Below are 25,386 nucleotides of genomic sequence, written 5' to 3'. Positions count from 1 at the left end.
CAGGTTTAAATATCTTTTACCGTGAAAGTGGCGACAGTAATAAACCAACGATGATTTTATTTCATGGTTTTCCATCAGCTAGTCACATGTTTCGTAATTTGATGCCAGAATTAGAAGATAGATTTCATTTGATCACTTGAGTGAAATTATGGAACAGTTCTTATTAAAATTAAATATTAAAAAATTTTACATGTATGTGTTTGACTATGGAGCACCGATCGGCTTTAAGATCGCCGTTAAACATCCTGATTGGATCGAGAGCATTATCAGTCAAAATGGAAATATTTATCAAGAAGGATTAGGTTCAAAATGGGCAACTAGACAAGATTTTTGGGATCATCCCACAGAGGAAAAACGTAATAGCTATAAAACTGCATTTGCTGCTAAAACAATTATTGGTCAATATACTTTTGGTACAAGAGAAAATACTGTTTCTCCAGATGGTTATATGTTGGATATTGCTTATACACAAGATGAAGGTTATGCTCAAAGACAATTAGATTTGATTTTTGATTATCAAAATAATATTAAAGCTTATCCGATCTTCCAAAAATATTTAAGAGATAATCAACCAAAATTACTTGCCGTTTGGGGTAAAAACGATCCATCGTTTATCTATCCGGGAGCAGAAGCTTTCAAAAAAGATGATAAAAATGTTGAAGTTGATTTAGTTGATAGCGGTCATTTTGCATTAGAGACACATGCTAAAGTGATTGCTCAAATGATAAAAAATTTCTTCTAAAACAACCTAAGATTATTATTTGTTGAAACGCGTGACATAAGGTAGAGACCTCCGCTTATCTACGAATATCGAACAATTGGAAGTACACAATTATTCGATATTCTAGGATATGCTCGGTCTCTAACCACCTTATGTCACGCTCTTTTGTATATTATAATAATTGTAAAGTTTCACGAATTCGAGAGGGAATCTATATGAATTTTTATTCTTACCAGTATTTATATGCTCAAAACGAAGAACCCAATTTCTTATTTATTTTTGTTATTTTAGCTTTATCCATTGCATTGATATTTACAGGTTTCATGTATTTTAGAAATCGAAATGACAATAAATATCGTGATTTAGCAATTATTTTTCTTTTGTCGATTGCTCTATTCTTTGGCATTAACTACAACAATTATGAAAAACAAATTGATATTAATAATCAGACTAATCAGACTTTAACTTTGATGAAATCGATCGCCAAAGAAAAAAAGGTTTCTAGAAATAGACTGTATTCCAGTAGCTCCAGTTTATCGGAGGGGATGCTGATAAAAATCGGCAAAGATTATTATCGAGTTAGTTTTGACAATAACCTAAGCAGCTACACTTTGAACCAAACTAATGTCGTCGATACTAAGTCAGTCAAATTAATTAAAAAGTAGGTGAGAAATGATGGAACTTTCATATGGGAATCTGGCATTAAAATTAACAATTGGTTTTATTTTCATGGTCATTCAAATTAACTTATTTGGAAAAAGTAATATTGCTCCTAACAGTGCGATCGATCAACTGCAAAACTATGTATTAGGTGGAATCGTTGGTGGTATGATTTACAATTCTAGTATCACAACTTTTCAATTCACCTTAGTATTATTGATTTGGACTTTGATTGTTTTTGTAGCTAAATTTTTATCGAATCACAATGTCATCTTTCGAAGAATAATTATTGGAACACCTAAAATGGTCGTAAAAAATGGCAGGATCGATGTTGATCTAGCTTTGAGAAATGGATTATCTGCCAGTGATCTGTCATTTAAATTACGTCAATCAGGTGTAACGGATGTAAGTAATGTTAAAAGAGCTGTGTTTGAACAAAACGGACAGCTTACGATCATTATGAAAGATGAAGCAAATATTAAATATCCAATTGTTTTAGATGGAAAAATAAATTATGACGAATTGGAAATGATGGGCCACGATGAAGCTTGGGTCGAACAAAAGCTAAAAGAGCAGAATTTAGAAGCTTCAGAAATATATTTGGCCAATTATATCAATGGGAAAATCATTGCCTATAAATATTAAAGAATTGTTATTTGACGGTGGTTAACAACAATTTTTCCTTCTTGATTTAAAAGTTTTAACTGACGGCTGAGTGTTTCAGGTGTGATGCCTAAATACAATGCTAATTCTTTTTTAGTAACGGGCAGTGTATAAGTATTGTTGGAAAATTTATTTTTTAGTTCAATAAGGTAATTATATAATCGTTGTTTTGAGGTTAATAAGGTATCACTGACATCTCGTTGTTCTAAGAGTGTCAGTCTTTCACCTAATATATCAACTAAAGACAAAGCCATTTCCGGATATTTTTTGAGTGTATCTTTAAAAGCAGTTTGTTTGAGGTAACAAATTTCCGTTGGTTCAGCGGCTTGGGCAAAGTTTTGGTGCAAGTGTTTTGTAAATAGAGCTCCAGTTAGATCCACTTCTCTGGAACGAAGCATGTAAAGAGTCCTCTCCCGGTCGTCATCTGCATAGCTAAACACACGTACTCGTCCAGAATCGACGATCATTAATCTATCATTAGGGTCTCCTGGCTGATATATCATCTGTCCAGCAGGGATCTTTTTTTGATGAACGGAAGCCTTGGCTAGAGCTTTAATGACTTTCATTGGGGCACCATTAAAAATAGGAACTTGTTCAACACATTTGATAGGATCATGAGCCATGAAATAATTTGTCCTTTCTTGACATATGTCAATTCATTATTTGTTCTTTCAGTATACAATTACTCACGTAATCAAAGAAGAGATTGTTGGAGGAAGCAATATGACACAAAAATATAGTGCAGAGATTGTTCCACTGAATGAAGATAAAATCGGTACTGCCGCACATGGAAAAGCTACATTTGAAATTGTTGGAGATATTTTAAAAATCCATATTTCAATGCATGATACACCAAAGAATACTCAACATTGGGAACATTTCCATGGATTTCCTGATGGTAAAGAAGCTCAAATAGCTACTAAAGCACAAGATGTAAATGGAGACGGATTTGTTGATCTACCTGAAACTGAACCAGTCTCTGGAACAACTATGGTGCCATTTGACGCTGCTCCACATGATATGAATGTTCCTAATGATACATATCCAGTTTCAGATGATAATGGTAATTTTGAATATGAAAAAGATGTTCCTTTAGATAAACTACAAGCTAAATTTAAAGAAGTATTTGGTACAGATGATCTAGAATTGGATAAACGTGTCATCTATGTTCACGGAGTACCTGATGATTTGAAGTTACCTGATACAATTGCTGGTGCAGTTGGTCATTACGATCAGCATGTTACTTTGCCAATTGCAGTTGGAAAAATTAAAAAAGATTAAGAGGAAAAGCCATGCCATTAATGCGAATTGATATGATCAAGGGCCGCAGTAAAAAGGAAATCAAAGAAATTTTAGATATTTCTTACAAGGTTGCGACTGATGAATTGCATTTGCTGCCACGTGATCGTTATCAAGTAGTAACGCAACATGAACCTGAAGAAATGATTATTTGGGATGTTGGATTAGGTTTAGAAAGAACTGACAAAGTTTTGTTGTTTAGTTTGACTTCTAGTCCTCGTGAAGAAATTGATAAAGAGCATTTTTACAAGAATTTAGTCAAAGCACTGCATGAAGGAATTGGAATCTCACCGGCCGATGTGATGATAAATATCACTAGCAATACTAAAGCCGATTGGAGCTTTGGCAATGGTGAAGCACAGTTTTTGAATGGTAAATTATAAGATCAAATAATCTCTGCATATTTGTAATGAATGCAGGGATTTTTTAATACCCTTTCTCTATTTAAGGAATTGGACTAAGATAAGGTTGTAAACAGTTTGAAGGTGATATTTTGATGGGCAGTTCAAAATTGTTCTCATTATTTATGCTGGTATTCTATGCTATCTTACTTTTTCTAGTGATCTTTAATAAAAATATGATAGCAATGTATATGATGGCGATCGGTATGTTTTTAGAAGCGGTCGTTAACTGTTTTGAAACTTTCAAAAAAAATAAATAGGTGGCGATTGTATGGTTTATACGGATTATTTCTTTGATGAGCCGGTGTTTGACTTGCATGATGGTGGCTATATTCCGTTAGAAAAAACGGATCTACCGGAGAAGCCTCTAAGTATTCCTAAACTATTAAAGCCTGACAAAATTGAGGGTAATGATGTTTATTACACTATTACTGCTCAAGAAGGCGAGACCCAGATTTTACCGGGTAAGAAAACAAAGACTTGGGGATTCAGTGCTCCCTTGTTGGGTAAAACCGTGGTCTTTAAACAAGGTGTTCATTATCATATTCATTTGGTTAATGAGTTACCAGAAGTTACTACTTTTCATTGGCATGGGTTAAATGTTACTGGACCGATCGTTGATGGTGGTCCACATGCACCAGTTTATCCAGGTGGCAGTCGGGATATTGATTTTACTTTAGATCAGCCTGCACAAACAGATTGGCTGCATCCACATCCATGTCCAAATACTGCTCGCCAAGTCTGGAACGGTTTAGCAGCAGCGGTTATTGTAACGGATCCTGAAGAAGCTAAATTACCATTCCCTAGAAATTATGGCGTGGATGATATTCCAATTGTTTTGCAAGATAGAAATTATCACGACAATCAACTAGATTATAAAACTGATTACGACATGGACGGTACGCTTGGTAAGTATGCAGTTATAAATGGAACTATAAATGGTGTCTTCAATGTAACGACACAGCGTTTACGGTTAAGAATCCTCAATGGTTCTAATCGTCGAGAATGGCGTTTACATTTTGATGATGATCATGAATTTACTCAAATTGCTTCTGATGGTGGTACATTGCCAGAACCAGTCGAGTTGACTAAATTGATGATAACAACAGCTGAAAGAGATGAAGTTATTGTTGATTTTGGTGATAAAAAACCAGGTGATGTTGTCACTTTAATGAGTGATGATGTACCGATTTTGAAGTTTAAGGTTGGTAATTACACAAGAAATGATGTCAAGTTACCAAGTCATCTAAACACGATTCCTAAACCGGTTGTTACACCAGGAAGCAAGATCGTTCACACGGTTATGTCTGGTATGGACGACCAAGTTAGACTAGATGGAAAATTATTTGACATGCAAAGAATTGATCGCAAACAAAAAATTGGTGATACTATTTTGTGGGATGTTACTAATACTAACGATATGGATAAGGGCATGATCCATCCATTCCATCTTCATGGTTGTCAATTCTTAGTTTTGAGTAGAAATGGCAAAGATGTTTATCCTAACGAACATGGCTGGAAAGATGTAGTAGGTGTAAACGCCGGTGAGACAGTTAGAATTGCCGTCAAGTTTACTAAATTTGGCATCTATATGTATCATTGCCATATTTTGGAACATGAAGACACTGGAATGATGGCACAGATCGAAGCCTATGATCCAGATCATGAGCATAAATTCCATTTGATCAGTATGGAAGAAATGATGAACGGTGGAAAATCTTAGTAACATAATAATAGATTTGATATTCTAGTTCTATCAAATTTACAGTAATGTTAGAAAACGGTTACATAAGCGACGGGTATAATACCTAGTCGCTTATTTTTTTTGAAATTTTGTTTTAAAATATATTTTGAGGATTAAATTAGGGGTGGATTTTTTGAGGAAGAATGACTTTAACAGGAGATTGGGATATTTAGCATTTGCAATTGTTCTTATAGCTGCATCAAACGCACTGATGATCGATAGTAACGTCGGAAGTATGGTTTGGATGGCATCAGCGGTCAATATAACTAATATTATTAAGATAGATTATGGAACAACATTGTTTATTTATGCGATTATTGTGACAATTGCCAATCAATTCTTGCTAGGCAAGTTTGATGGTCATATTTTATTGTCAAACTTAGTATTTGCCTTTCCGTTCAGTTATTTGGTCGGTTTTTTTACTAAATTCTATTTGCTGTTTCATTTCGACAGTATTGACTTATTTTGGCAGATCGTATTGGATGTTCTAGGATTATTTGGAGCCTCGATCGGTTGTTCCATCTATGAAAGAGTCAACTTGATCCAGCATCCCAATGACGAACTAGCATATATTATTAGATTTAAATATCTGCATGGATCAGCTGGGTGGGGACAATTTTTCAGCTACATGCCACCAATCGTGGTCTTAATTATCTGTTTTTTTATTACTGGCAGGATCGATTCAGTTGGTCTTGGAACAGTTTTGGCAGTTTGTTTCCAAGGAATATTGATCGGTAAAGCAGATAATTGGTTCATACCTTCCTTGAAACATCATCCTAATAAAAGTATCAAAATCGCACATTAAAAGTATCATCTATACTGCTATTGTGTAAAACGCTTACATAAATGACTGGAATGTTTGCCGGTCGTTTTTTTTTCGGGTAAATTAGACTTATTAAGAGGGTGTAATCTTGGAAGCAAAGAGCGACTTTAAAAGAAGATTGGGATATTTAGCATTTGCAATCGTATTTATTGCGGCAGCTAATGCGTTGATGGTCGATAGTAATGTTGGTAGTGCAGTTTGGATGGCATCAGGAGTTAATATTTCTAATTTGATAAAGGTTGATTATGGGACAACACTATTTTTCTATGCGGTCATTGTCTCTGTAGTAAATCAATTGTTATTAAAGAAATTTGATGCTCATGTGTTTATTTCAAATTTACTTTTTTCAGTACCATTTAGCTATTTGATGGGTTTTTTTACAAAATTGTATTTGCCGTTGCATATTGAGAGGTTAGGATTATTTTGGCAAGTGATAATTGATATTATAGGACTTTTAGGTGTCTCTATTGGTGCTTCTATTTATCAGCGCTGCAATATTATTCAGCATCCCAATGATGAATTAGCCTACATTTTACGATTCAAGTATTTACACGGATCAGCAGGCTGGGGACAAGTATTCAGTTATTTACCACCAGTAACGATCATGATTATTTGTTATTTTATTACTGGAAAAGTTTATTCAGTTGGTATAGGAACTATTCTGGCAATCTTCTTCCAAGGCTATATGATCGGTAAAGCGGATTTTATAGTTATTCCGTCATTAAAGCATCATTATAATCTTTAGAAAATGATATAATACAAAATACAAACGTTTTCATAAGCAGTCGGAAAATTTCGACTGCTTATTTTTATCAAGAGGGTGGATACGTGCAATCAAAAGGGGATTTTAAAAAGAGAATGTTGTATTTGGCATTCTCCATTATATTTAATGCGGCTTCAAATGCACTAATGATCGATAGTAATGTTGGTAGTGCAGTTTGGATGGCATCAGGGGTAAATATATCTAATCTGATCAAGGTGGATTATGGAACGACATTATTTATTTACGCGATTTTAGTAGCAATTACAAATCAAATTCTTTTAGGGAAAATTGGTGGGCATATTTTTATTTCTAATATTTTATTTTCATTGCCTTTTAGTTATTTAGTAGGATTTTTTACTAAATTATATATACCGCTTCATTTGGAACAAATGGGGATGTTCTGGCGAATATTGATCGATGTTATTGGTTTATTGGGAGTTTCTATGGCGGTTTCAATTTATCAGCGTTGTAATATTATTCAGCATCCTAACGATGAACTTGCTTATTTATTACGATTCAAATATCTCCACGGATCAGCAGGATGGGGACAATTAGTTAGTTATTCTCCACCAATAATTATTATGATCATCTGTTATTTAGTCAGTGGAAAAATTTATGCAGTGGGAATCGGAACGGTTTTAGCAATCTTCTTCCAGGGGTATATTATTGGAAGAATGGACAAACTAGTTATTCCATCATTAAAGCATCATTACAATCTTTAAATTATAGTTAATTTTCATTTAAAAAAAAGTAAAGTTAAATACATTTAAGATAAGTCGAGTTATTATAAAAAGTTATGAAACTATTGAGAATGATTTTTAGATGGGGTACTATTACACCTAGGACCATCAGGATATAAAACAACTGATCCTTCCCGGAGATGAGATAGTATCTCATCTTTTTTTGTGGGAGTGTGTAAAGAAACATGGTTAGCTTTCGAGCATTAAGGCGCATAAACTCGGTAATCCGATTTTGGATTACCGGGTTTATGTGTTTTAAGCGGAGAAAGCTATGTTTCGACACACGATTATGCTGCATATTTATTAAAAATTTTGTGGGAGGACTAAAATAGCGTGAGATCATGGCTTAATTGTCATGTTCTCACGCTATTTGTTTAGTTGAAAACAATAGTTTTATCTTCAACAGTAATTCTATCACGACCTTGATTTTTAGATTCGTATAAGTATTTATCAACACGATTGAATAGATCACTCGCATTATTATCAGATGGTTGTAGCGATGATACACCTAATGATATGCGAATATTCAACTCCTGTCCTTCGTATTCTACTGGGTCATTGATCAAGTCATTACGTATTTCTTGGATAACAGTTGTGGCCTCTTCTGAAGTGGTACCTCTAAAGATAATTACAAACTCTTCACCACCAAAGCGGAAAATTTGTCCACGACTAGTCTTTTTAAACAGTTCTTTTTCAAATAACGTGGCAACATGTCTTAAAACCATATCACCAGCTGCATGACCATAATTATCGTTGAAAATTTTAAAATGATCGATATCAAACATAGCCATGGTTAAAGGAACTTCATGATCTTTACTATAAACTTTAAAGACCTCTCTAGATACATCATCAAAGTTTGCACGATTTCTAATACCAGTTAATTCATCGTAGTTAACTTTTTCTGATAATGCATTGTAATTGTTGAATGAATCTCTGATCCATTTAGCAATATATCGAATGATCGACATGTAAATAATAAATCCAACAAGCATGCTTACCGTGTAATATAGTGTAAAACGATGGAATGACCAAATGATGACCCACCAGATCGCACCATATATTACTTGTAGAATTATGTATTTCCACTCTGAATTTAGTAATTGATTAGTGTTCCTTGAAATATAATTAACTGTTATAGCCAATAAAATAGTAAGAATTACAAATAGTAATAAATAGTTATTGTCTCCATGTATGAGATGGTGTCCAAAGACGTAAATAGGCATTGCAATGTTCATAAATTCAATTACATAATTTTGCATGGTATAAAGACTGTACAGTAATAATGTTAATTGCGTGGTTGCATAAAACCAACTACGCGTATCCCCAGAGTTTAAAGCCTTGAAAATATGCTGAACTAAAATCATACACACTGCCAAAATAACCCCCTCGGTTATTTGCAGAGCAATCTTAACGGATTTTTTATCAGTATTATTTATTATATTTTCAAATGAGTAAGCGGATACTGTGATAATCGTGATCAGTCCCACAGTAATTAATCCAATGATTATTGCGTTGATATTCCCGTCGACACTTAAAAGTGATTGGAAACCAGTAATGTTATTAAGTGACATCCTTCACCTCTAGATCGAGATTTATTTTCTAAAAACGAGTATCATATAATGATATCTACTTAACACATTAACACTAAAATGTAATTTTTTTGTGAAATTATATAAAAAATATGATTGAAATTTAAATATATCTTGTTTATATAGTAAAATGGAGTACGTATTGGAGGTATTATTATGAAAGTTATAGTAGTTGGTTGTACACATGCAGGAACGGCTGCTGTTGATCAGATTTTAAAAGATCATCCCGGAACAGAAGTTACAGTTTATGAGCGTGACGATAATATTTCCTTTTTATCTTGTGGAATAGCCTTGTATTTAGGCCGAAGAGTTAAAAGATTGGAAGATATGTTTTACGCTGACCCTGAAACACTGGAAAAATTGGGTGCCAAAGTTTGTATGAAACATGATGTTTTAAAGATCGATTCTAAGAATAAAAAAATTATGTGTGAAAATTTAGAGACACATGATGTTTTTGAAGATTCTTACGACAAATTGATCATGACTTCTGGCTCTTATGTTCAAGTCCCACCTATCATGGGAATAGATAACTCTAAGATCTTGATGTGTAAAAGTTATGCACAAGCTAAAGCAATTTATGAAACGGCTAAGGATAATAAACACATCGCTATTGTCGGAGCTGGTTATATTGGTGTTGAATTAGCAGAAAGCTATGCTAATACAGATCATGAAGTTACTTTAATACAATCAAATAACCAAGTATTAAATCATTACTTAGATCCAGAGATGTCAGAAAATGTTGTAAAATTACTAAAAGAACATGGGGTCAACGTCTTCTTAAATGAGCATGTAAACGGCTTTAGTGGAGATGACCAGGTAGTTATTGAAACTAGTGAAGAAGACCATAAAGCGGATCTAGTTATCGTCTGTACTGGTTTTATCGCTAATACCGATCTTTTGCGTGGACAAGTTGAGATGGATCGTCATGGTGCGATCGTTATTAATGACTATGTACAAACATCTGATCCTGATATTTATGCTGCAGGTGATGCATGTACAGTTAACTTTAACCCAACAGGCAAACCAGCATATATGCCTTTAGCAACAAATGCTATCAGACAAGGAGCTCTTGCTGGGATCAATATTTTTGGCAATATTCAAAAGTATATGGGAACACAAGCCACTTCAGGAATGGAATTGTTTGGTTATACAGTTGCATCTACTGGATTGACGTTAACTAATGCACTGGAACATGATTTTAATGCTGATTATGTTGTTTATCATGACTATTATCGTCCAGATTATATGCCAACAACGGATATGCTAACGATCAGATTAGTTTATGATAGAGATACTCGTAAAATACTAGGGGCTCAATTCTTTAGTAAACACGAAGTAGCTCAATCGGCTAATACTATCTCAGTCTGTATCCAAAATAATAATACGATTGATGATCTATCATTTATTGATATGTTATTTCAGCCTAATTATGATAACCCATTTAACTATTTGAACTTAGTAGGTCAAATGGCAGTTGATAAAGAAAGAAAACGAACTGATAAAAAATAATGTATAGAAAAACTAGCCCAGTAATCCGATGAGATTACTGGGCTAGTTTTTTTAATGATAAAAAGATAAATATTATTCGTCTCCATCTAATTTTAAAAGATGTGGCCGACCATAAAAATATCCCTGTCTAAGATCAATGTCTAAAGAGTCAGCTAAACGGTCATCATTTTTATCTTCGATTCCTTCTAGGATAAAGCGTAGATTATGTTTGTTCGTATAGTCACGCCAAAAGATAACTTTGCTCTCAATATCAGGATCGCGTAATTTCTCTGAAAAATTTTGAATCGCAAATTTCATTTCATTAGCAAGTGGAACTAGTGATTTGATTTGTTCCAACTTATTTTCCCCAGTACCGACATCATCAAGACTGAAGTCCATACCATAGTCTTTGAATTGTTCGATCAAGGGAATTAATTGCTCATTACTCCACTGTTCATTGCCGGTTTCTTCAGTCAGCTCTACGACCAATTTTAATGGTCGTAATTGACTTTGCGAAAGAATGATTGCTTTTCTAACTTCCGGATCCATTAATTGAGTTCGATTAAGATTGACCGATACCGAACCGATCTTTAGTGATAATAATTTGGTAGTTGCTATTAATACTTCCGCCAAAGTATGTGAAGGGATGTCCGAAAAATGCAGCGGGGGACGCCAGCCTTCAGGAGTATTTCGTTTCATTAATAACTCATACCCGATCAAAGTATTATTATATTTATTTAGCTGTGGTTGAATAAAATATCTGTACATAGTAATCCCCTAGTCTGATAATACCTATATTATAAATCCAAACGCATGTCATGATGCAAGATTCCAGCATCGACGTATTGATCACTTATCACTTTAAATCCTAATTTTTTATAGAAATTTTGTGCTTGATCTTGTGCCCCTAAAATAATATATTGGTAATCTTTTTTTACTTGCTTAAAAATATCTTTTAATAATAAAGAAGCTAGTCCTTGCTTACGATACTTTTTTAAAACTGCCACTCTCTGAATATGGATTCCATTATCATCTGTTGGAAAATATCGAGCGGTGGCAGCAGGTTGTTCGTCAATATACAGAGTAGCATATATGCAAACTTTTTCCATTTTATCGACTTCTAAAGAAGCAGGAACTTTTTGTTCATCCACAAAAACTTTCTTACGGATCATTAAATCATCTTGGTATATGTTTGAGTTCAAATTATTCGAATATTTTATTTCTATCATGACATAATCTCCTAGCTTTTTAATAATTTTACTTTAAATTGGTACATAATTGAAGAGTATCGAGACTTCTTATGCAATCCCATAGATTAGTTGATATAATGAAATCGATTACTTCGTTTATCGAAATCATTGGAGGGATAAACATGCGCTACTTATCTGCTAAAGATATTAAACAAGTTTTGAGTATGAAAGAGGCTATTACTGAAGACAAAAAAGCCTTGCAACTATATTCTAATGGAAAAGCTGACATTCCATTAAGAACCAATTTATCCGTCGATGGTTTTGGGCAGAGTCTTTATATGCCAGGAACGACGAGTGGGGATGATCCTACTTTAGGATTAAAGATCGTTGCCGTATATCCTGATAACCCTAAATCAGGATTACCAAGTGTACCAGCCACAATGATCACGCAAGATGCCAAAACAGGGATCGTTAATGCAATCCTTGATGGAACTTATCTAACTCAATTAAGAACTGGTGCTGTTCAAGGTGCTGCGACTGATTTATTAGCTAAGGAAGATGCTAAGACGGCACTTTTGATTGGTACCGGAGGTCAGGCCTTAACACAATTGGAGGCAATGCTTACAGTTAGAAAATTAGAATTAGTTTATATTTTTGATCGAGATCAAAAGAGGGCCAAAGATTTTTGTCAAAAAGCGGAAATAGAATTTAAAGATCGTTTTAGTGCTGACTTTGTTGATATCGATGATCCTAATAAAGTGGTTTCTAAAGTTGACATTATAACTAGTGTGACGACTGCTAAAGAGGCAACCTTTGATGGAGATTTAGTTCAACCGGGTACCCACATCAATGGAATCGGAGCATATACACCAGAAATGTGTGAAATACCGGTTTCGGCTTTAAAGAAAGCTGACAAAATAATTTTTGATACATTAGATGGTGTGTTATCTGAAGCGGGAGATATAATTCAACCATTAGAAAAGTCACTTATAAAAAAATCAGATATTGATGGCGAACTTGGTCAATTAGTTAATAAAGATATTAAAGGACGTAAAAGTGACTCGGATATAACGATTTTTAAGACGGTTGGAACAGCTGTTTTAGACATAATTGTGGCAGATAAAATAGTTAAGAAAGCAATTTTACAAAATATTGGCACAATTCTTAATTAAGGCATCTAATAATTAAAAAAATTTTTAGAATATGATAAAGTTATATGGAAAGACATATTAAATATTACTTCATTATATGAAAAGAATATTCGCAAATGATGATAAGTATTTGGATATGAAAAGATGTAAGCTATACATTGAATAGGCATGGGAGGTATTATCATTGAAAGTTGTAGTAGTTGGTTGTACGCATTCTGGAACAGCCGCTGTGGAACAAATTCTTAAAGATCATCCAGAAACTGACGTTACTGTATATGAACGTGAAGATAATATTGCATTTTTGTCTTGTGGTATCGCTCTATATTTAGGCAGAATTGTAAATCGTTTGGAAGATATGTTCTACGCTGATCCTGATACATTGAAACAAGATGGTGCCGACGTTAAGATGAAGCACGAAGTTCTAAAAATTGATTCAAAAAAGAAAACCCTTGTGGTAAAAAATCTTGAAACTGGTGAAGAGTTTGAAGACAGTTATGATAAGTTGATCATGACTACCGGATCAAAAACTTATACACCTGTGTTAAAGAATTTTGATAATCCACGTATTTTATTATGCAAAAATTATGAACAAGCTCAACAAATCTATGAGTCAGCCAAGAATTACCAAAGTATTGCTATTATTGGTGGTGGATATGTTGGAGTTGAATTAGCTGAAAGTTATGCTAATACAATTCATAATGTGACGTTAATTCATGCTGGAAAACAAGTTTTAAATCATTATATTGATAAACCCATGTCTGATAAGATAGTTGGTCTTTTAAGAGATCATTACGTTGATGTATTTTTGGACGAACGTGTTTCTGGATTTGAAGATGGTGATGAAATTACTATCAAGACAAATAAGGGTGAACATAAAGCAGATCTGATCATTGTATGTACTGGATTCATTGCGAATACTGATTTGTTAAAGGGACAAGTTAAAATGGGCGAACATGACGAAATTGTCGTTAATGAATATGTTCAATCATCAGATCCTGATATTTATGCCGCAGGAGATTCTTGCTCAGTTAACTTTAATCCTACTCAAAAACCCGTTTATATACCTTTGGCAACTAATGCCGTACGTCAAGGACTATTAGCAGGTAAGAATGTCTTCGGTGATATTCAAAAGTATATGGGTACACAAGCTTCAACCGGATTAGAATTATTTGAACACACTTTAGCATCTACTGGTGCAACATTAAAAAATGCACTAGAAGACGGTCTCAATGCTGACCACGTTATTTATAATGATTATTATCGTCCAACGTTTATGCCAAGTAACGAGATGTTAATGATCGATCTAGTATACGATAAGGATACTAGAAAAATTTTAGGTGCACAGCTATTTAGTAAACACGAAGTCGCACAATCGGCCAATGCTTTGTCGATAAGTATTCAAAATGAAAATACTATTGATGACTTAGCCTTTGTTGATATGCTATTTCAACCAAACTATGATAATCCATTCAATTATTTGAACTTAGTTGCTCAAATGGCAGTGGAAAAAGAAGAACAAGAAGCAAAAGCAAAGTAAATATAGAGCTAGTAATCCAATCGGATTGCTAGCTCTATTTGTCTACAAACAAAAAAGAAGCAAGGATAAAATCCTAGCTTCTTTTTATTATCTTATTGATAGATTATTTAATTGATGGTGTACCGAACCAAGCGATACGTTCCTTAGTTGTTTCTGTAATAGCTTTTGCACCAGGTGCAAGAAGTTTACGTGGGTCATAACCCTTTTCATCGATGTCAAGATCTTTCTTGTCTTCGATGTATTGACGAGTTGCTTTAGCAAATGATAATTGTAACTCAGTATTAACGTTAACTTTTGAGATACCCATTGAAACAGCCTTAATGATTTGTTCCTTAGGAATACCTGAACCACCATGAAGAACAAGTGGTGTATCAATAACGTCAGCTAATTCCTTAAGACGGTCAAAGCTTAGGCCTTTCCAGTTTGAAGGGTAAACACCATGAATGTTACCAATACCAACGGCAAGGTAGTCAACACCAGTTGCGTTAAGTGTCTTAGCTTCTTCAACATCAGCTAATTCACCTAAACCAACGATACCATCTTCAGTACCACCGATTGAACCAACTTCTGCTTCAACAGAAATGTTCTTAGCATGAGCTAATTTAACGATTTCCTTTGTCTTTTCAAGGTTTTCTGCGAAAGGTAGGTCATGTCCATCGAACATAACTGAGTTGTAACCAACTTCAATACATTCCTTAGCAGCTTCATAGTTACCATGATCCAAATGCATAACAACTGGAACAGTGATACCCATTGCTTTAATTGTGTCTTGTACTAGGTGTAGGCAAAGTTCATAGCCACCCATGTATTTTGCAGCACCCATTGATGTTTGAACCAATACAGGTGTGTTTGTTTCTTGGGCTGCGGCTAAGATAGAACGAGTCCATTCCAAGTCATTGATGTTAAAAGCACCAACAGCATATTTTCCTGCACGAGCTTGTTTGAAAATTTCGTTTCCGTTTGTTAAAACCATCGATAATCCTCCAATAAATTCATCTTTAGAATACATTCTTCATTTTAACGCAAAACACGAATAATTAGTATCTTTTTACAAAAGTATTTACAGTAAAGTACCGGTTTTGAAATGAAAATAGGCTGCAAATGCTATTATATAAAGGATTGTCAAAATTATTAGAATTATCCACCAGTATTTTTTACTGCTAGATTTTATGAGGGTATTATAAATTGCCATGACAAGAAAGAATGCCACTAAAGTTGTAAATACACTTAAGGTTATTAGTAAAGGTAGATTTATCATAATAATATTATTATATCAGATTATTTTCTGAAAACTCTTATAGAATAGTTAGTCTAGAGCTAGTTAGGTTTATCAGACCATTTCTGATATAATTTGGACAGTTATTGAGGTGAATATTGTGGATAAAATTAAAGTTATGACAGTCTTTGGAACAAGACCAGAGGCAATTAAAATGGCACCATTAGTTTTGAAGTTAAAACAAAATAGTGATCGATTTGAAACTGTCACCGTCGTTACGGCGCAACATCGTGAAATGCTTGATTCAGTTTTGGAGATATTCAAGATCAAGCCCGATTATGATTTGAATATTATGAAGGAACGTCAAACTTTGAGTGGAATTACCGGTCTAGTGCTCAAGGAACTCGATAGTATTATAGAAAAAGAAAAGCCTGATATTGTGCTTGTTCATGGTGATACTACAACTACCTTTAGTGCAGCCTTGTCCGCTTTTTATCATCAAACAAGTATTGGTCATGTTGAGGCTGGTCTTAGAACTTGGAATAAGTATTCCCCATGGCCTGAAGAAATGAATCGTCAAATGACTGATGATCTTTCTGATTTGTACTTTGCCCCAACTGATCAAAGTAAGGCGAACCTTCTTAAAGAAAATCATAATGGAAATAATATTTTCGTTACTGGTAATACTGCCATCGATGCATTAAGCAGCACAGTCCATCAAGATTATCATCATGATATTCTTGATATTATTGATCCAAATAAAAAAATGATCTTAGTAACAATGCATCGTCGTGAAAATCAAGGTCAACCGATGAAACAAGTTTTTAATGCAATGAAAAAGGTCGTTCAAAAACATCATGATATCGAATTGATCTACCCAGTTCATTTGAATCCAGTTGTTCAAAAAACAGCCAAGGATATCTTAGGTGATGTCGATAGAGTTCATTTGATAGATCCTTTAGACGTTGTAGATTTTCACAATCTTGCATCAAAGAGTTACTTTATTATGACTGATTCTGGTGGTGTTCAAGAAGAAGCCCCTTCACTAGGAAAGCCGGTTCTTGTTTTACGTGACACAACTGAACGACCAGAGGGAGTCGATGCTGGTACTTTGAAATTAGTTGGTACTGATGCCGATGTTGTAGAGAAAGAAATGAATAATTTACTCGAAAACGACGACGAATATCAACGTATGGCTAATGCTAAGAACCCTTATGGCGATGGTAGAGCATCAGACCGTATTTTGGATTCGATCAGTTATTACTTTAAACAAACTAAAAACAAGCCAGAAGAATTTGAATAATCTGGTTCAAAAAGAACAATAATAAAATTATTTAATGTGCATATAAAAAGACCACTTGTTGACTTATAAGATACAGTGTATCAATAATAGTCAACAAGTGGTCTTTTTTTGCTCTAGAAAAATATCTTTTTAATTATTATTAGAAATTTTTTTATTAAATTTTGTCTAATAATTATTTCGGATTTGAAATTTTTTTCTCTAGTATTATTTATAACCATTTTATTATTAAATAAGCCTTTTTAAGTCAAACTATATTTGCATACATTTAACTTGTGAAATCTTTTATATTGAATAATCGTTATATTAAGATTTTGCTAATCATAATCCGAATGTTATTTATTGTAAGCGATTTCGTATCATGATATATTCTCGGTGAACCAAATCTAATTGAAGGAGCAAATAGTTATGTCAGAGGTTTTACAAACGTACTTGAGAGAAAATTTGGACGATCTTAAGCAAAAAGGACTTCTCAACTCAATTGATGTTTTAGAGGATCACAATGGACCAATCATCAAAATTAATGGTCAGGAAATGATCAATCTCGCATCAAATAACTACCTAGGATTTGCTAGTCGTGATGAATTAAAGGATGCCGATATGGCAGCAACCAAAAAATGGGGTGTCGGAGCAGGTGCCGTTCGTCCTATCAACGGAACTTTAATGATTCACAAAGAATTAGAGGAAAAAATTGCTCAATTTAAAGGAACTGAAGCAGCAATTGCTTTCCAATCTGGATTTAACTGTAACATGGGTGCCATTTCTGCTGTTATGACCAAGAAGGATGCAATTTTGTCAGATGAATTAAATCATGCTTCGATCATTGATGGCTGTCGTTTATCTGGTGCCAAAATTATCCGTGTTAAGCATCAAGACATGGATGACCTTCGTCAAAAGGCTAAGGAAGCTACTGAAAGTGGACTTTATGAAAAGATCATGTATATCACTGACGGTGTTTTCTCAATGGATGGAGATGTTGCCAACCTTCCTGAAGCCGTTAAGGTTGCAGAAGAATACAATTTGATAACTTATGTTGATGATGCCCATGGATCAGGTGTTATGGGACATGGTAAAGGAACTGTTAAACATTTTGGACTTCAAGATAAGATCGATTTCCAAATGGGTACTTTATCAAAAGCTATCGGTGTTGTTGGAGGATATGTTGCCGGAACAAAGGAATTGATCGAATGGCTAAAGGCACGTGGACGTCCATTCCTATTCTCAACATCCCTTACACCAGGAGCTTCAGCTGCTTGTATCGCATCACTTGATTTGATCATGGATCATCCCGAATATGTTGATCAACTTTGGGACAATGCTAAATACTTCAAGGAGAATCTTGAAAGAATCGGCTTCACACTTTCAAAATCAGATACACCTATCACACCAGTTATTCTTGGTGATGAAAACAAGACACAACAATTTTCAAATAAATTGATCGAAAATGGCGTTTACGTTAAACCGATCGTTTATCCTACCGTTCCTCTAGGGACTGGACGTATTAGAAATATGCCAATGCGTACACATACTAAAGAAATGTTGGATCAAGCTATCACCGTGTACGAAAAAGTTGGTAAAGAATTAGATTTAATTTAAAAAAATCAAATTACCTTATTGGAGGATTTCACGATGAAAAAAGTTATGGTAACAGGTTGTTTAGGTCAAATTGGTTCAGAATTGGTAGCAAAATTAAGAGAATTAAATGGTCCTGATAGTGTTATTGCCACTGACATTAGAAGACCACTAGATAATCCAACTGTTCAAGGCGGACCTTTTGAAGAATTAGATGTTAATGATTATGACCGCATGTTGCAAATCGCAAAAGATAATAATGTTGATACCTTGATTCACTTAGCAGCACTACTATCAGCTGTAGCTGAAAAGAAACCTCAACTTGCATGGAACTTAAATATGGGTGGATTAGTTAATGCCCTTGAAGTTGCACGCGAACTTAATTTGAAATTCTTTACTCCAAGTTCAATTGGATCATTTGGTCCAAACACTCCAAAAGACAATACACCACAAGATACACTTCAAAGACCAACTACTATGTACGGTGTAACTAAAGTGTCCGGCGAATTATTGTGTGACTACTACCACACAAAATTTGGTGTCGATACAAGAGGTGTACGTTTCCCAGGACTTATTTCATATAAGACTTTACCAGGTGGTGGAACAACTGATTACGCCGTAGATATTTATTATGAAGCACTAAAGAAAGGATCATATGAATCATTCATCAAAGAAGGCACATATATGGATATGATGTATATGCCAGATGCCATTGATGCTGTTATTAAATTAATGAATGCTGATCCAGATAAACTTATTCACAGAAATGCCTTCAATATCACTGCAATGTCATTTGAACCAGAAGACATTAAGAAATCTATCCAAAAAGTTATGCCAGAATTTGAAATGACTTATGACGTTGATCCAATGCGTCAAACAATCGCAGATTCATGGCCAAATAGCATTGATCCAACAAGTGCCAAGGAAGAATGGGGCTTTTCACCTAACTATGACTTGGACAAGATGACACGCGATATGCTTGATAAATTAAAGGATAGAGTAGAGCAAGGATAGAATTGATTCCTAGCTTAGAGGTGAACAAATGGGAGAAGGAACAACTGATCTAAAGAAAAATATTGGATTTGTTGCTGCTTTGTCCACCGTAATGGGTACAGTTATTGGTGCAGGTGTGTTTTTCAAGGCTGCCGTAGTTTCTGAAGCAACAGGAACAGTAAGCCTATCGCTATTAGCTTGGTTTTTAGGTGGTGTGATCACCATCTGTGCTGGTTTAACTGCCGCTGAACTAGCCGCTGCAATCCCTGAAACTGGTGGAATGATGCGCTATATCGAATATACTTATGGAAAGAAGCCTGCGTTTTTACTAGGTTGGGCTGAGACCGTCATATATTTCCCTGCCAATATAGCCGCATTAGCAATTATATTCAGTACACAATGTATTAATTTATTTGGTCTAAGTCCAAGTTTACTGGTTCCGATAGGAGTAGCGATTGCCTTGTTTCTAACTTTAACTAATTTATTAGGTTCAAAAGTTGGTGGACGAGTACAATCATTTACGACACTATTTAAACTTATTCCTATCATTTTAATTGTTATCTTTGGTTTATTCGCTAAATCAGACGTTCAAATCAGTTTATTGCCGGTTACAGCTGGAAAAGACTTAGGTTTTGCCACTGCTCTAGGACATGGATTACTTGCCACTATGTTTGCTTATGATGGCTGGATCCATGTTGGTAATATCGCCGGAGAGATGAAAAATCCTCGAAAACATCTACCACAGGCTATTCTATTAGGTTTAGCCGGAATTATGATCGTTTATATGTTGATCAACTATGTATTTCTTAAAACAATGCCAATTGGTCAAATTATTGGAAACAATAATGCCGCTTCAGATGTATCAACCGTACTATTTGGTGAATTTGGCGGTAAATTAGTAACAATTGGTATTCTAATATCCGTATTTGGTGCCATTAACGGATATACAATGACTGGAATGCGTATACCATACGCAATGGCTTTAGATAATACTTTGCCATTTAGTAAACAGTTAAAAAAACTATCTAAAAATGGTATCCCCACTAATTGTGGTATCTTACAGATCGTAATTGCTTGTCTTATGATTTTCTTAGGTGCATTTAATACTTTAACGGATATGTTGATTTTCGTAATCTGGATTTTCTATACGATGACCTTCCTCGCTACTATGATTCTTAGAAAACGTGAACCAGATATGAATAGACCCTACAAAACCCTCTTTTACCCTGTAGTTCCGATTATTGCCATTCTCGGAGGCTCATTCATTGTGATAAATACATTGTTTACTCAAACAATACTCGCTTTAGTAGGATTAGCATTGACGTTTATAGGATTACCTTTTTACCTATATAAATCAAAGCAGAATGTGGATACGAAATAAGATCAATAAAAAAACACCCAATTAGGGTGTTTTTTATTGATCTCATATCTATTGAAACGCGAGATATGAGACAGAGACCTCCGCTTAGTTATGCTCAGTCTCTAACCGCCTCATATCTCACTCTATTACTTCGATCTCAAATGTTTTATCTTCTCTAATAAATTTCGGTTATTGTAATTAAAGATCCATTTTGATGAGAAATAATTAAACAATCCAACTACTAATTGGTCGATCACTTTAATAATGATGTTATTTAATGGTAGAACAAGCACTGCTACGATCATGAATAAATCGTCAAATAGTAACGAGAACAACCTAGAGGCTAGAAAATATGAGCCTTCTTTGAACATCATTTTATAATTGCCCATTTTAGTTTTGAAAACATAAAATTTAGTTACAAAAAAAGAAAAAACGTTTGATATCAACCAGGCAATGGTATTTGCTAACCAAAGCGGTATTTTTAAATTGTTATGTGCAATTGTAAAGACAATGATATTAATTAATGATGCCATAAATCCAAATAGACAATATACCAAAAAATCTCGGTGTTTTTTGATCAATTCCATAGTCTAATGGTCCATTTCTTTGGCCTTCTTAACCAACTCTTCAGCAAATTTATCAAGATGATCAATGTCATCTTGTTCAGGTTCTAATTCAATTTTAACTGGTTCACTACCTTTAGTTGCTCCAACTTGTTCAAAAATAGTTGCGAATTCGTCAACCGCACGGCAGAAGTCTTCATAAAATGTATCACCAGAACCACAAGTTCCATAAACTTTTCCGTCCAGATCAAGGTCTTGCATATCTTCATAAAAATCCAATGCTTCATCAGGTACTATCCCTTGATCATAAGTATAACTGGCGATCACACAGATGTCGGCATCTTCAAAATCGGCTGCATCAGTTTGTGAGATCTCACTCATTTCTACATCAGCACCAAGTTCTTCAAATTTTTCAGTTAGTACATAGCCTATATCTTCATCATTACCGGTGATACTAGCATAAACTATTTTTACTTTTGTCATATTTTACACTCTCTTATAACTGCTTATTTACTTGACGTATTATAGCAAAAAATAATATTCTCTACCATCTAATTGGAAATTGCTGAAAATGTTATACTGTAAGTATCATTTATTTTTTGAAGGGAAATGTAGGAATTGATTACATTAAAATCTGCACGTGAAATAGAAGGTATGCGCAAGTCAGGCGAACTACTTGCCAATGTGCATATTGGATTAAGAGATATTATTAAGCCAGGGATCTCTTCAATGGAAATTGAAGATTTTGCTGATAAATATATAACTGAACACGGTGGTAGACCATCAGAAAAAGGTTTTGAAGGTTATAAATATGCAACTTGTGTTTGTGTTAATGATGAAGTTGCCCATGGTATTCCTAGAAAAAACCTTATCTTAAAAAACGGTGACGTTTTAAAAGTTGATATGACTGTTAACTTAGATGGGTATGAAAGTGATTCATGTTGGACTTATGCTGTTGGAGAACTTTCAGATGAAGATAAACATTTGATGGAAGTAACTCACAAGGCCTTATATCTTGGCATTGATCAAGCTATCGTTGGTAATCGTTTAGGTGATATTGGCTATGCTATTCAACATTATGTTGAAGATGAACAACATATGGGGGATGTTCGTGACCTCATCGGACATGGTATCCAACCAACAATGCATGAAGCACCTAATGTACCTCACTATGGTGAACCTGGACAAGGACTTCGTCTAAAAGAAGGTATGACCATTACTATTGAACCAATGGTAAATCTTGGAACTTGGGAAATTTCAGATAAATTTGTTAAGGCTGATGGTTGGGAATACTTTGTTTCCGCTGATGGTTCTAATTCTGCCCAGTATGAGCATACGATTGCTATCACAAAAGATGGTCCCAAGATCCTAACATCACAAGATCCAGAGTTTGATGCTAAATATCTTTTATAATGGAGAGTTAAATGGAAGACAATACACCAATTTTTAAACAACCCATCTCCATTAAAGATAAATTTATCGGGTTTGTTAAATGTATTGCCGAAGCGATGGGGAATACTAATATACCTATGGCTTCAAAAGCTGTAACATATTATATTTTGTTATCACTGTTTCCAGCCGTCATCATTGTAGGGAACCTGATTCCACTCTTGCATCTTGATCGAAAATCAGTAGTTGGATATATTGAATTTATTTTGCCTAAAGATCTGCATAGTTATTTAATACCCACGATCGAAAAAGTTTTGACAAGTTCTAATAAAGGAATATTGTCTGCCGGTATTATTTTAGCTTTATGGGCAATTTCGAGAGGGTTAAACACGGCTCAAATGTCGATGAACGAGTCATATGGATTAGATATTAATAGTATCTTTGTTGAGCAGACATTTTTGAATTATATTATTCGTAGAATGCTGGCATTTATTATGACCTTTGCTTTAATGTTTGTCGCCGTAGTAGTTATTGTGATCTTTACTTTTGGACAAATATTTTTAAACTGGATTGTTCCCTTGTTAGGGATAGATTCAGGATTTTTAGATGCTTTTAGTACGTGGAAATGGCCCTTGGCTATTGTTATAATGTTCTTGATCGTCTTTGCTTTATTTTATTTTTTACCTAATGTTCGTCTTAAGGTTCATTATGTATTATTAGGAACAGTAATTGCTTCTGTTGGCATGTTAGCAGTCTCACAGCTGTTTTCTTACTATTTAAAGTATTTTGGATCAGCTTGGGATAATTATGGTGCTATCGGTGCAATTATTGTTTTCTTGTTGTGGGTTAATATGTCAGTGACGATATTCTTATTTGGAAATGCAATCAATGTTGGTTTCGCTGAAGCCAGCGAAGGTTCTGTTATTAAGAATACTGGTAAACTCACAAGTTATTTAAGGTTACACGAAAAAAGGAGATAAGTAATGAAAGTCAGAAAAGCTATTATTCCAGCTGCAGGATTAGGAACAAGATTTTTACCAGCAACAAAAGCATTAGCAAAGGAAATGCTTCCTATTGTTGATAAACCAACTATTCAGTTCATAGTTGAAGAAGCTAAGGCTTCAGGAATTGAAGATATTTTAATCATCACTGGTAAAAATAAGCGTTCGATCGAAGATCATTTTGATTCTGTTCCCGAATTAGAGCAAAACTTGGCATCTAAAAATAAAACCGAATTATTAAAAGTTGTTCAAGATACAACTGATTTAGGCGTTAACTTATATTACAGCCGTCAAGCACATCCAAATGGGCTTGGTGACGCTGTGGCTCAAGCACGTTCATTTATTTCAGACGAGCCTTTCATCGTTATGTTAGGTGATGATTTAATGCAAGATAAAGTGCCTTTGACAAAACAATTGATTGAAGACTATGAAAAAACTCATGCTTCAACTATTGCTGTAATGAGAGTCCCTGAAAAAGATGTTTCTAAATACGGTGTCATCGATCCTGAAGGTGAACAAGCACCAGGTCTTTATAATGTGAAGAACTTTGTTGAAAAGCCTAAGGTTGAAGATGCACCAAGTAATTTAGCAATTATTGGACGTTACTTGTTAACACCTGAAATTTTTGATTTGTTAAGCACTCAAAAACCAGGTGCAGGTAATGAAATTCAATTAACAGATGCAATTGATCGTATGAACAAAACCCAACGTGTCTTTGCTCATGAATTCAAGGGTCAAAGATATGATGTTGGTAATAAATTTGGTTACGTTAAAACTAATATCGAATATGGTTTGACACATCCAGAAGTAAAGGATGAGTTAACACAATATATTCTTGATTTAAGTAAGAAATTACAACCAAAAAATAAGAAAAACTAGCCTAATAAAAGCTGATCACCAGCAACCCTAAATCCAAAGAGTTGTTGGTGATTTTTTTTGTGAGTAAAGAAGACTGGTAAAGAATAAAATTCAGGTTTATTGATCATCAAAATAAATTCCCAATTTTTGAGACCATTCAACTTTGATGATGTTTCGAGAACTATTTGATTGTTGTTTGAATTAACATCAACGACAGCTAAATTATCTGGTGAATTTTCAATTAAAATACGATTATTCTTGTTAAAATCACTCAATAATAAAATTAAATCGATAACACGCATCGAAAACACCACCTTGCATTTTTATTGTTTTTAATTTCCAGATAAACTATTATTTAATTTTAA

At 34.3% G+C, this 25,386-nt stretch carries 28 protein-coding genes; 20 read left to right on the top strand and 8 right to left on the bottom strand.

Going from position 1 to position 25,386, the window contains the following annotated elements; genetic code table 11:
- Positions 1-148 precede the first annotated feature (148 nt).
- The 3 genes from EKM77_RS08100 (at position 149) to EKM77_RS08090 (ending at position 2,026) form a co-directional block, all read left to right on the top strand.
- The gene (locus EKM77_RS08100; RefSeq protein WP_263852898.1) at positions 149-742 is read left to right on the top strand and encodes an alpha/beta fold hydrolase; all 594 of its coding nucleotides are present in this window, start codon (positions 149-151) and stop codon (positions 740-742) included.
- A 194-nt stretch (positions 743-936) separates the two neighbouring features.
- Positions 937-1,386, top strand: coding sequence for a DUF3290 family protein (locus EKM77_RS08095; RefSeq protein ID WP_125593549.1), 450 nt, complete (start codon positions 937-939; stop codon positions 1,384-1,386).
- A gap of 10 nt (positions 1,387-1,396) precedes the next feature.
- Positions 1,397-2,026, top strand: coding sequence for a DUF421 domain-containing protein (locus EKM77_RS08090; RefSeq protein WP_125593600.1), 630 nt, complete (start codon positions 1,397-1,399; stop codon positions 2,024-2,026).
- On the opposite strand, the gene EKM77_RS08085 is transcribed toward EKM77_RS08090, so the two are convergent.
- Positions 2,023-2,667 carry a Crp/Fnr family transcriptional regulator gene (locus EKM77_RS08085; protein ID WP_125593548.1) on the bottom strand — a complete coding sequence of 215 codons (645 nt, stop codon included), beginning with the start codon at positions 2,665-2,667 and terminating at the stop codon, positions 2,023-2,025. The two genes, EKM77_RS08090 and EKM77_RS08085, sit on opposite strands and share 4 nt — an antisense overlap.
- A gap of 100 nt (positions 2,668-2,767) precedes the next feature.
- Here EKM77_RS08085 and EKM77_RS08080 point away from each other — a divergent pair, with 100 nt between their 5' ends.
- The 7 genes from EKM77_RS08080 (at position 2,768) to EKM77_RS08055 (ending at position 7,796) form a co-directional block, all read left to right on the top strand.
- Entirely contained in the window at positions 2,768-3,325 is a 558-nt protein-coding gene (locus EKM77_RS08080) for a hypothetical protein (protein ID WP_125593547.1), read from the top strand.
- Positions 3,326-3,336: 11 nt separating this feature from the next.
- Positions 3,337-3,726: a tautomerase family protein gene (locus EKM77_RS08075; RefSeq protein ID WP_125593546.1), complete on the top strand. Its 390-nt coding sequence runs from the start codon at positions 3,337-3,339 to the stop codon at positions 3,724-3,726.
- A gap of 113 nt (positions 3,727-3,839) precedes the next feature.
- Positions 3,840-4,004, top strand: a complete 165-nt coding sequence (locus EKM77_RS10965) for a hypothetical protein (protein WP_164507743.1) — start codon at positions 3,840-3,842, stop codon at positions 4,002-4,004.
- A gap of 11 nt (positions 4,005-4,015) precedes the next feature.
- Positions 4,016-5,467 (top strand): multicopper oxidase family protein, encoded by a 1,452-nt coding sequence (locus tag EKM77_RS08070; RefSeq protein WP_125593545.1) that lies wholly within the window; start codon positions 4,016-4,018, stop codon positions 5,465-5,467.
- A 154-nt stretch (positions 5,468-5,621) separates the two neighbouring features.
- Entirely contained in the window at positions 5,622-6,293 is a 672-nt protein-coding gene (locus EKM77_RS08065) for a YczE/YyaS/YitT family protein (protein ID WP_125593544.1), read from the top strand.
- A gap of 106 nt (positions 6,294-6,399) precedes the next feature.
- The gene (locus tag EKM77_RS08060) at positions 6,400-7,056 is read left to right on the top strand and encodes a hypothetical protein (protein ID WP_125593543.1); all 657 of its coding nucleotides are present in this window, start codon (positions 6,400-6,402) and stop codon (positions 7,054-7,056) included.
- A gap of 83 nt (positions 7,057-7,139) precedes the next feature.
- The gene (locus EKM77_RS08055) at positions 7,140-7,796 is read left to right on the top strand and encodes a DUF6198 family protein (RefSeq protein ID WP_318530709.1); all 657 of its coding nucleotides are present in this window, start codon (positions 7,140-7,142) and stop codon (positions 7,794-7,796) included.
- A 392-nt stretch (positions 7,797-8,188) separates the two neighbouring features.
- Here the strand turns inward: EKM77_RS08055 and EKM77_RS08050 are convergent, their stop codons facing one another.
- Complete coding sequence (locus EKM77_RS08050) at positions 8,189-9,385, bottom strand: GGDEF domain-containing protein (RefSeq protein ID WP_125593542.1); 1,197 nt, start codon at positions 9,383-9,385, stop codon at positions 8,189-8,191.
- A 174-nt stretch (positions 9,386-9,559) separates the two neighbouring features.
- Here EKM77_RS08050 and EKM77_RS08045 point away from each other — a divergent pair, with 174 nt between their 5' ends.
- On the top strand, positions 9,560-10,912 hold the full coding sequence (locus EKM77_RS08045; RefSeq protein WP_125593541.1) for an FAD-dependent oxidoreductase: 1,353 nt from the start codon (positions 9,560-9,562) through the stop codon (positions 10,910-10,912).
- A 72-nt stretch (positions 10,913-10,984) separates the two neighbouring features.
- Here EKM77_RS08045 and EKM77_RS08040 read toward each other — a convergent pair whose 3' ends face one another.
- Together EKM77_RS08040 and EKM77_RS08035 are read right to left on the bottom strand one after the other, a co-directional pair.
- Positions 10,985-11,659, bottom strand: coding sequence for an EAL domain-containing protein (locus EKM77_RS08040; RefSeq protein WP_125593540.1), 675 nt, complete (start codon positions 11,657-11,659; stop codon positions 10,985-10,987).
- Between the two features lie 29 nt (positions 11,660-11,688).
- Positions 11,689-12,120, bottom strand: coding sequence for a GNAT family N-acetyltransferase (locus EKM77_RS08035; RefSeq protein ID WP_125593539.1), 432 nt, complete (start codon positions 12,118-12,120; stop codon positions 11,689-11,691).
- A 143-nt stretch (positions 12,121-12,263) separates the two neighbouring features.
- Between EKM77_RS08035 and EKM77_RS08030 the strand changes: the two genes are divergently transcribed.
- Together EKM77_RS08030 and EKM77_RS08025 are read left to right on the top strand one after the other, a co-directional pair.
- On the top strand, positions 12,264-13,253 hold the full coding sequence (locus tag EKM77_RS08030; RefSeq protein ID WP_125593538.1) for an ornithine cyclodeaminase family protein: 990 nt from the start codon (positions 12,264-12,266) through the stop codon (positions 13,251-13,253).
- A 163-nt stretch (positions 13,254-13,416) separates the two neighbouring features.
- The gene (locus tag EKM77_RS08025; protein WP_125593537.1) at positions 13,417-14,769 is read left to right on the top strand and encodes an FAD-dependent oxidoreductase; all 1,353 of its coding nucleotides are present in this window, start codon (positions 13,417-13,419) and stop codon (positions 14,767-14,769) included.
- Between the two features lie 103 nt (positions 14,770-14,872).
- Here the strand turns inward: EKM77_RS08025 and fba are convergent, their stop codons facing one another.
- The gene (gene fba, locus EKM77_RS08020; protein ID WP_125593536.1) at positions 14,873-15,742 is read right to left on the bottom strand and encodes a class II fructose-1,6-bisphosphate aldolase; all 870 of its coding nucleotides are present in this window, start codon (positions 15,740-15,742) and stop codon (positions 14,873-14,875) included.
- A 403-nt stretch (positions 15,743-16,145) separates the two neighbouring features.
- Between fba and wecB the strand changes: the two genes are divergently transcribed.
- From wecB to EKM77_RS08000, 4 genes are all read left to right on the top strand, one after another.
- On the top strand, positions 16,146-17,288 hold the full coding sequence (wecB, locus tag EKM77_RS08015) for a non-hydrolyzing UDP-N-acetylglucosamine 2-epimerase (protein WP_125593535.1): 1,143 nt from the start codon (positions 16,146-16,148) through the stop codon (positions 17,286-17,288).
- 405 nt (positions 17,289-17,693) lie between these two features.
- Entirely contained in the window at positions 17,694-18,881 is a 1,188-nt protein-coding gene (locus EKM77_RS08010; protein WP_125593534.1) for a glycine C-acetyltransferase, read from the top strand.
- Between the two features lie 33 nt (positions 18,882-18,914).
- Positions 18,915-19,871: an L-threonine 3-dehydrogenase gene (locus EKM77_RS08005; RefSeq protein WP_125593533.1), complete on the top strand. Its 957-nt coding sequence runs from the start codon at positions 18,915-18,917 to the stop codon at positions 19,869-19,871.
- A 28-nt stretch (positions 19,872-19,899) separates the two neighbouring features.
- The gene (locus EKM77_RS08000; RefSeq protein ID WP_125593532.1) at positions 19,900-21,231 is read left to right on the top strand and encodes an APC family permease; all 1,332 of its coding nucleotides are present in this window, start codon (positions 19,900-19,902) and stop codon (positions 21,229-21,231) included.
- A gap of 125 nt (positions 21,232-21,356) precedes the next feature.
- Here EKM77_RS08000 and EKM77_RS07995 read toward each other — a convergent pair whose 3' ends face one another.
- Together EKM77_RS07995 and EKM77_RS07990 are read right to left on the bottom strand one after the other, a co-directional pair.
- Positions 21,357-21,797, bottom strand: coding sequence for a GtrA family protein (locus EKM77_RS07995; protein WP_125593531.1), 441 nt, complete (start codon positions 21,795-21,797; stop codon positions 21,357-21,359).
- 3 nt (positions 21,798-21,800) lie between these two features.
- Positions 21,801-22,256 carry a flavodoxin gene (locus EKM77_RS07990; RefSeq protein ID WP_125593530.1) on the bottom strand — a complete coding sequence of 152 codons (456 nt, stop codon included), beginning with the start codon at positions 22,254-22,256 and terminating at the stop codon, positions 21,801-21,803.
- A 135-nt stretch (positions 22,257-22,391) separates the two neighbouring features.
- On the opposite strand from EKM77_RS07990, the gene map reads away from it, so the two are divergent.
- The 3 genes from map to galU are packed head-to-tail and all read left to right on the top strand — an operon-like array spanning position 22,392 to position 25,042.
- A complete protein-coding gene (gene map / locus EKM77_RS07985; RefSeq protein ID WP_125593529.1) occupies positions 22,392-23,186 on the top strand; it encodes a type I methionyl aminopeptidase in 795 nt (264 codons plus the stop codon).
- A gap of 11 nt (positions 23,187-23,197) precedes the next feature.
- Positions 23,198-24,142, top strand: a complete 945-nt coding sequence (locus EKM77_RS07980) for a YihY/virulence factor BrkB family protein (RefSeq protein WP_125593528.1) — start codon at positions 23,198-23,200, stop codon at positions 24,140-24,142.
- Positions 24,143-24,145: 3 nt separating this feature from the next.
- Entirely contained in the window at positions 24,146-25,042 is an 897-nt protein-coding gene (galU, locus tag EKM77_RS07975; RefSeq protein WP_125593527.1) for a UTP--glucose-1-phosphate uridylyltransferase GalU, read from the top strand.
- On the opposite strand, the gene EKM77_RS07970 is transcribed toward galU, so the two are convergent.
- Positions 25,039-25,323 carry a hypothetical protein gene (locus EKM77_RS07970; protein ID WP_125593526.1) on the bottom strand — a complete coding sequence of 95 codons (285 nt, stop codon included), beginning with the start codon at positions 25,321-25,323 and terminating at the stop codon, positions 25,039-25,041. The two genes, galU and EKM77_RS07970, sit on opposite strands and share 4 nt — an antisense overlap.
- Positions 25,324-25,386 lie beyond the last annotated feature (63 nt).

This window comes from Companilactobacillus baiquanensis (assembly GCF_003946605.1).
GTDB classification, from domain to species: Bacteria; Bacillota; Bacilli; order Lactobacillales; family Lactobacillaceae; genus Companilactobacillus; species Companilactobacillus baiquanensis.
Note: the sequence above shows the minus strand (reverse complement) of the source record. Positions and strands in the feature narration are given on the sequence as shown.

Excerpts from the sequence above, each read along its gene's own strand:
- EKM77_RS08100 (WP_263852898.1), top strand. The coding sequence starts at position 149 with ATGGAACAGTTCTTATTAAAATTAAATATTAAAAAATTTTACATGTAT.
- EKM77_RS08095 (WP_125593549.1), top strand. The coding sequence starts at position 937 with ATGAATTTTTATTCTTACCAGTATTTATATGCTCAAAACGAAGAACCC.
- EKM77_RS08090 (WP_125593600.1), top strand. The coding sequence starts at position 1,397 with ATGGAACTTTCATATGGGAATCTGGCATTAAAATTAACAATTGGTTTT.
- EKM77_RS08085 (WP_125593548.1), bottom strand. The coding sequence starts at position 2,667 with ATGGCTCATGATCCTATCAAATGTGTTGAACAAGTTCCTATTTTTAAT.
- EKM77_RS08080 (WP_125593547.1), top strand. The coding sequence starts at position 2,768 with ATGACACAAAAATATAGTGCAGAGATTGTTCCACTGAATGAAGATAAA.
- EKM77_RS08075 (WP_125593546.1), top strand. The coding sequence starts at position 3,337 with ATGCCATTAATGCGAATTGATATGATCAAGGGCCGCAGTAAAAAGGAA.
- EKM77_RS10965 (WP_164507743.1), top strand. The coding sequence starts at position 3,840 with ATGGGCAGTTCAAAATTGTTCTCATTATTTATGCTGGTATTCTATGCT.
- EKM77_RS08070 (WP_125593545.1), top strand. The coding sequence starts at position 4,016 with ATGGTTTATACGGATTATTTCTTTGATGAGCCGGTGTTTGACTTGCAT.
- EKM77_RS08050 (WP_125593542.1), bottom strand. The coding sequence starts at position 9,385 with ATGTCACTTAATAACATTACTGGTTTCCAATCACTTTTAAGTGTCGAC.
- EKM77_RS08045 (WP_125593541.1), top strand. The coding sequence starts at position 9,560 with ATGAAAGTTATAGTAGTTGGTTGTACACATGCAGGAACGGCTGCTGTT.
- EKM77_RS08040 (WP_125593540.1), bottom strand. The coding sequence starts at position 11,659 with ATGTACAGATATTTTATTCAACCACAGCTAAATAAATATAATAATACT.
- EKM77_RS08035 (WP_125593539.1), bottom strand. The coding sequence starts at position 12,120 with ATGATAGAAATAAAATATTCGAATAATTTGAACTCAAACATATACCAA.
- EKM77_RS08030 (WP_125593538.1), top strand. The coding sequence starts at position 12,264 with ATGCGCTACTTATCTGCTAAAGATATTAAACAAGTTTTGAGTATGAAA.
- fba (WP_125593536.1), bottom strand. The coding sequence starts at position 15,742 with ATGGTTTTAACAAACGGAAACGAAATTTTCAAACAAGCTCGTGCAGGA.
- EKM77_RS08010 (WP_125593534.1), top strand. The coding sequence starts at position 17,694 with ATGTCAGAGGTTTTACAAACGTACTTGAGAGAAAATTTGGACGATCTT.
- EKM77_RS08005 (WP_125593533.1), top strand. The coding sequence starts at position 18,915 with ATGAAAAAAGTTATGGTAACAGGTTGTTTAGGTCAAATTGGTTCAGAA.
- EKM77_RS08000 (WP_125593532.1), top strand. The coding sequence starts at position 19,900 with ATGGGAGAAGGAACAACTGATCTAAAGAAAAATATTGGATTTGTTGCT.
- EKM77_RS07995 (WP_125593531.1), bottom strand. The coding sequence starts at position 21,797 with ATGGAATTGATCAAAAAACACCGAGATTTTTTGGTATATTGTCTATTT.
- EKM77_RS07990 (WP_125593530.1), bottom strand. The coding sequence starts at position 22,256 with ATGACAAAAGTAAAAATAGTTTATGCTAGTATCACCGGTAATGATGAA.
- EKM77_RS07980 (WP_125593528.1), top strand. The coding sequence starts at position 23,198 with ATGGAAGACAATACACCAATTTTTAAACAACCCATCTCCATTAAAGAT.
- galU (WP_125593527.1), top strand. The coding sequence starts at position 24,146 with ATGAAAGTCAGAAAAGCTATTATTCCAGCTGCAGGATTAGGAACAAGA.
- EKM77_RS07970 (WP_125593526.1), bottom strand. The coding sequence starts at position 25,323 with ATGCGTGTTATCGATTTAATTTTATTATTGAGTGATTTTAACAAGAAT.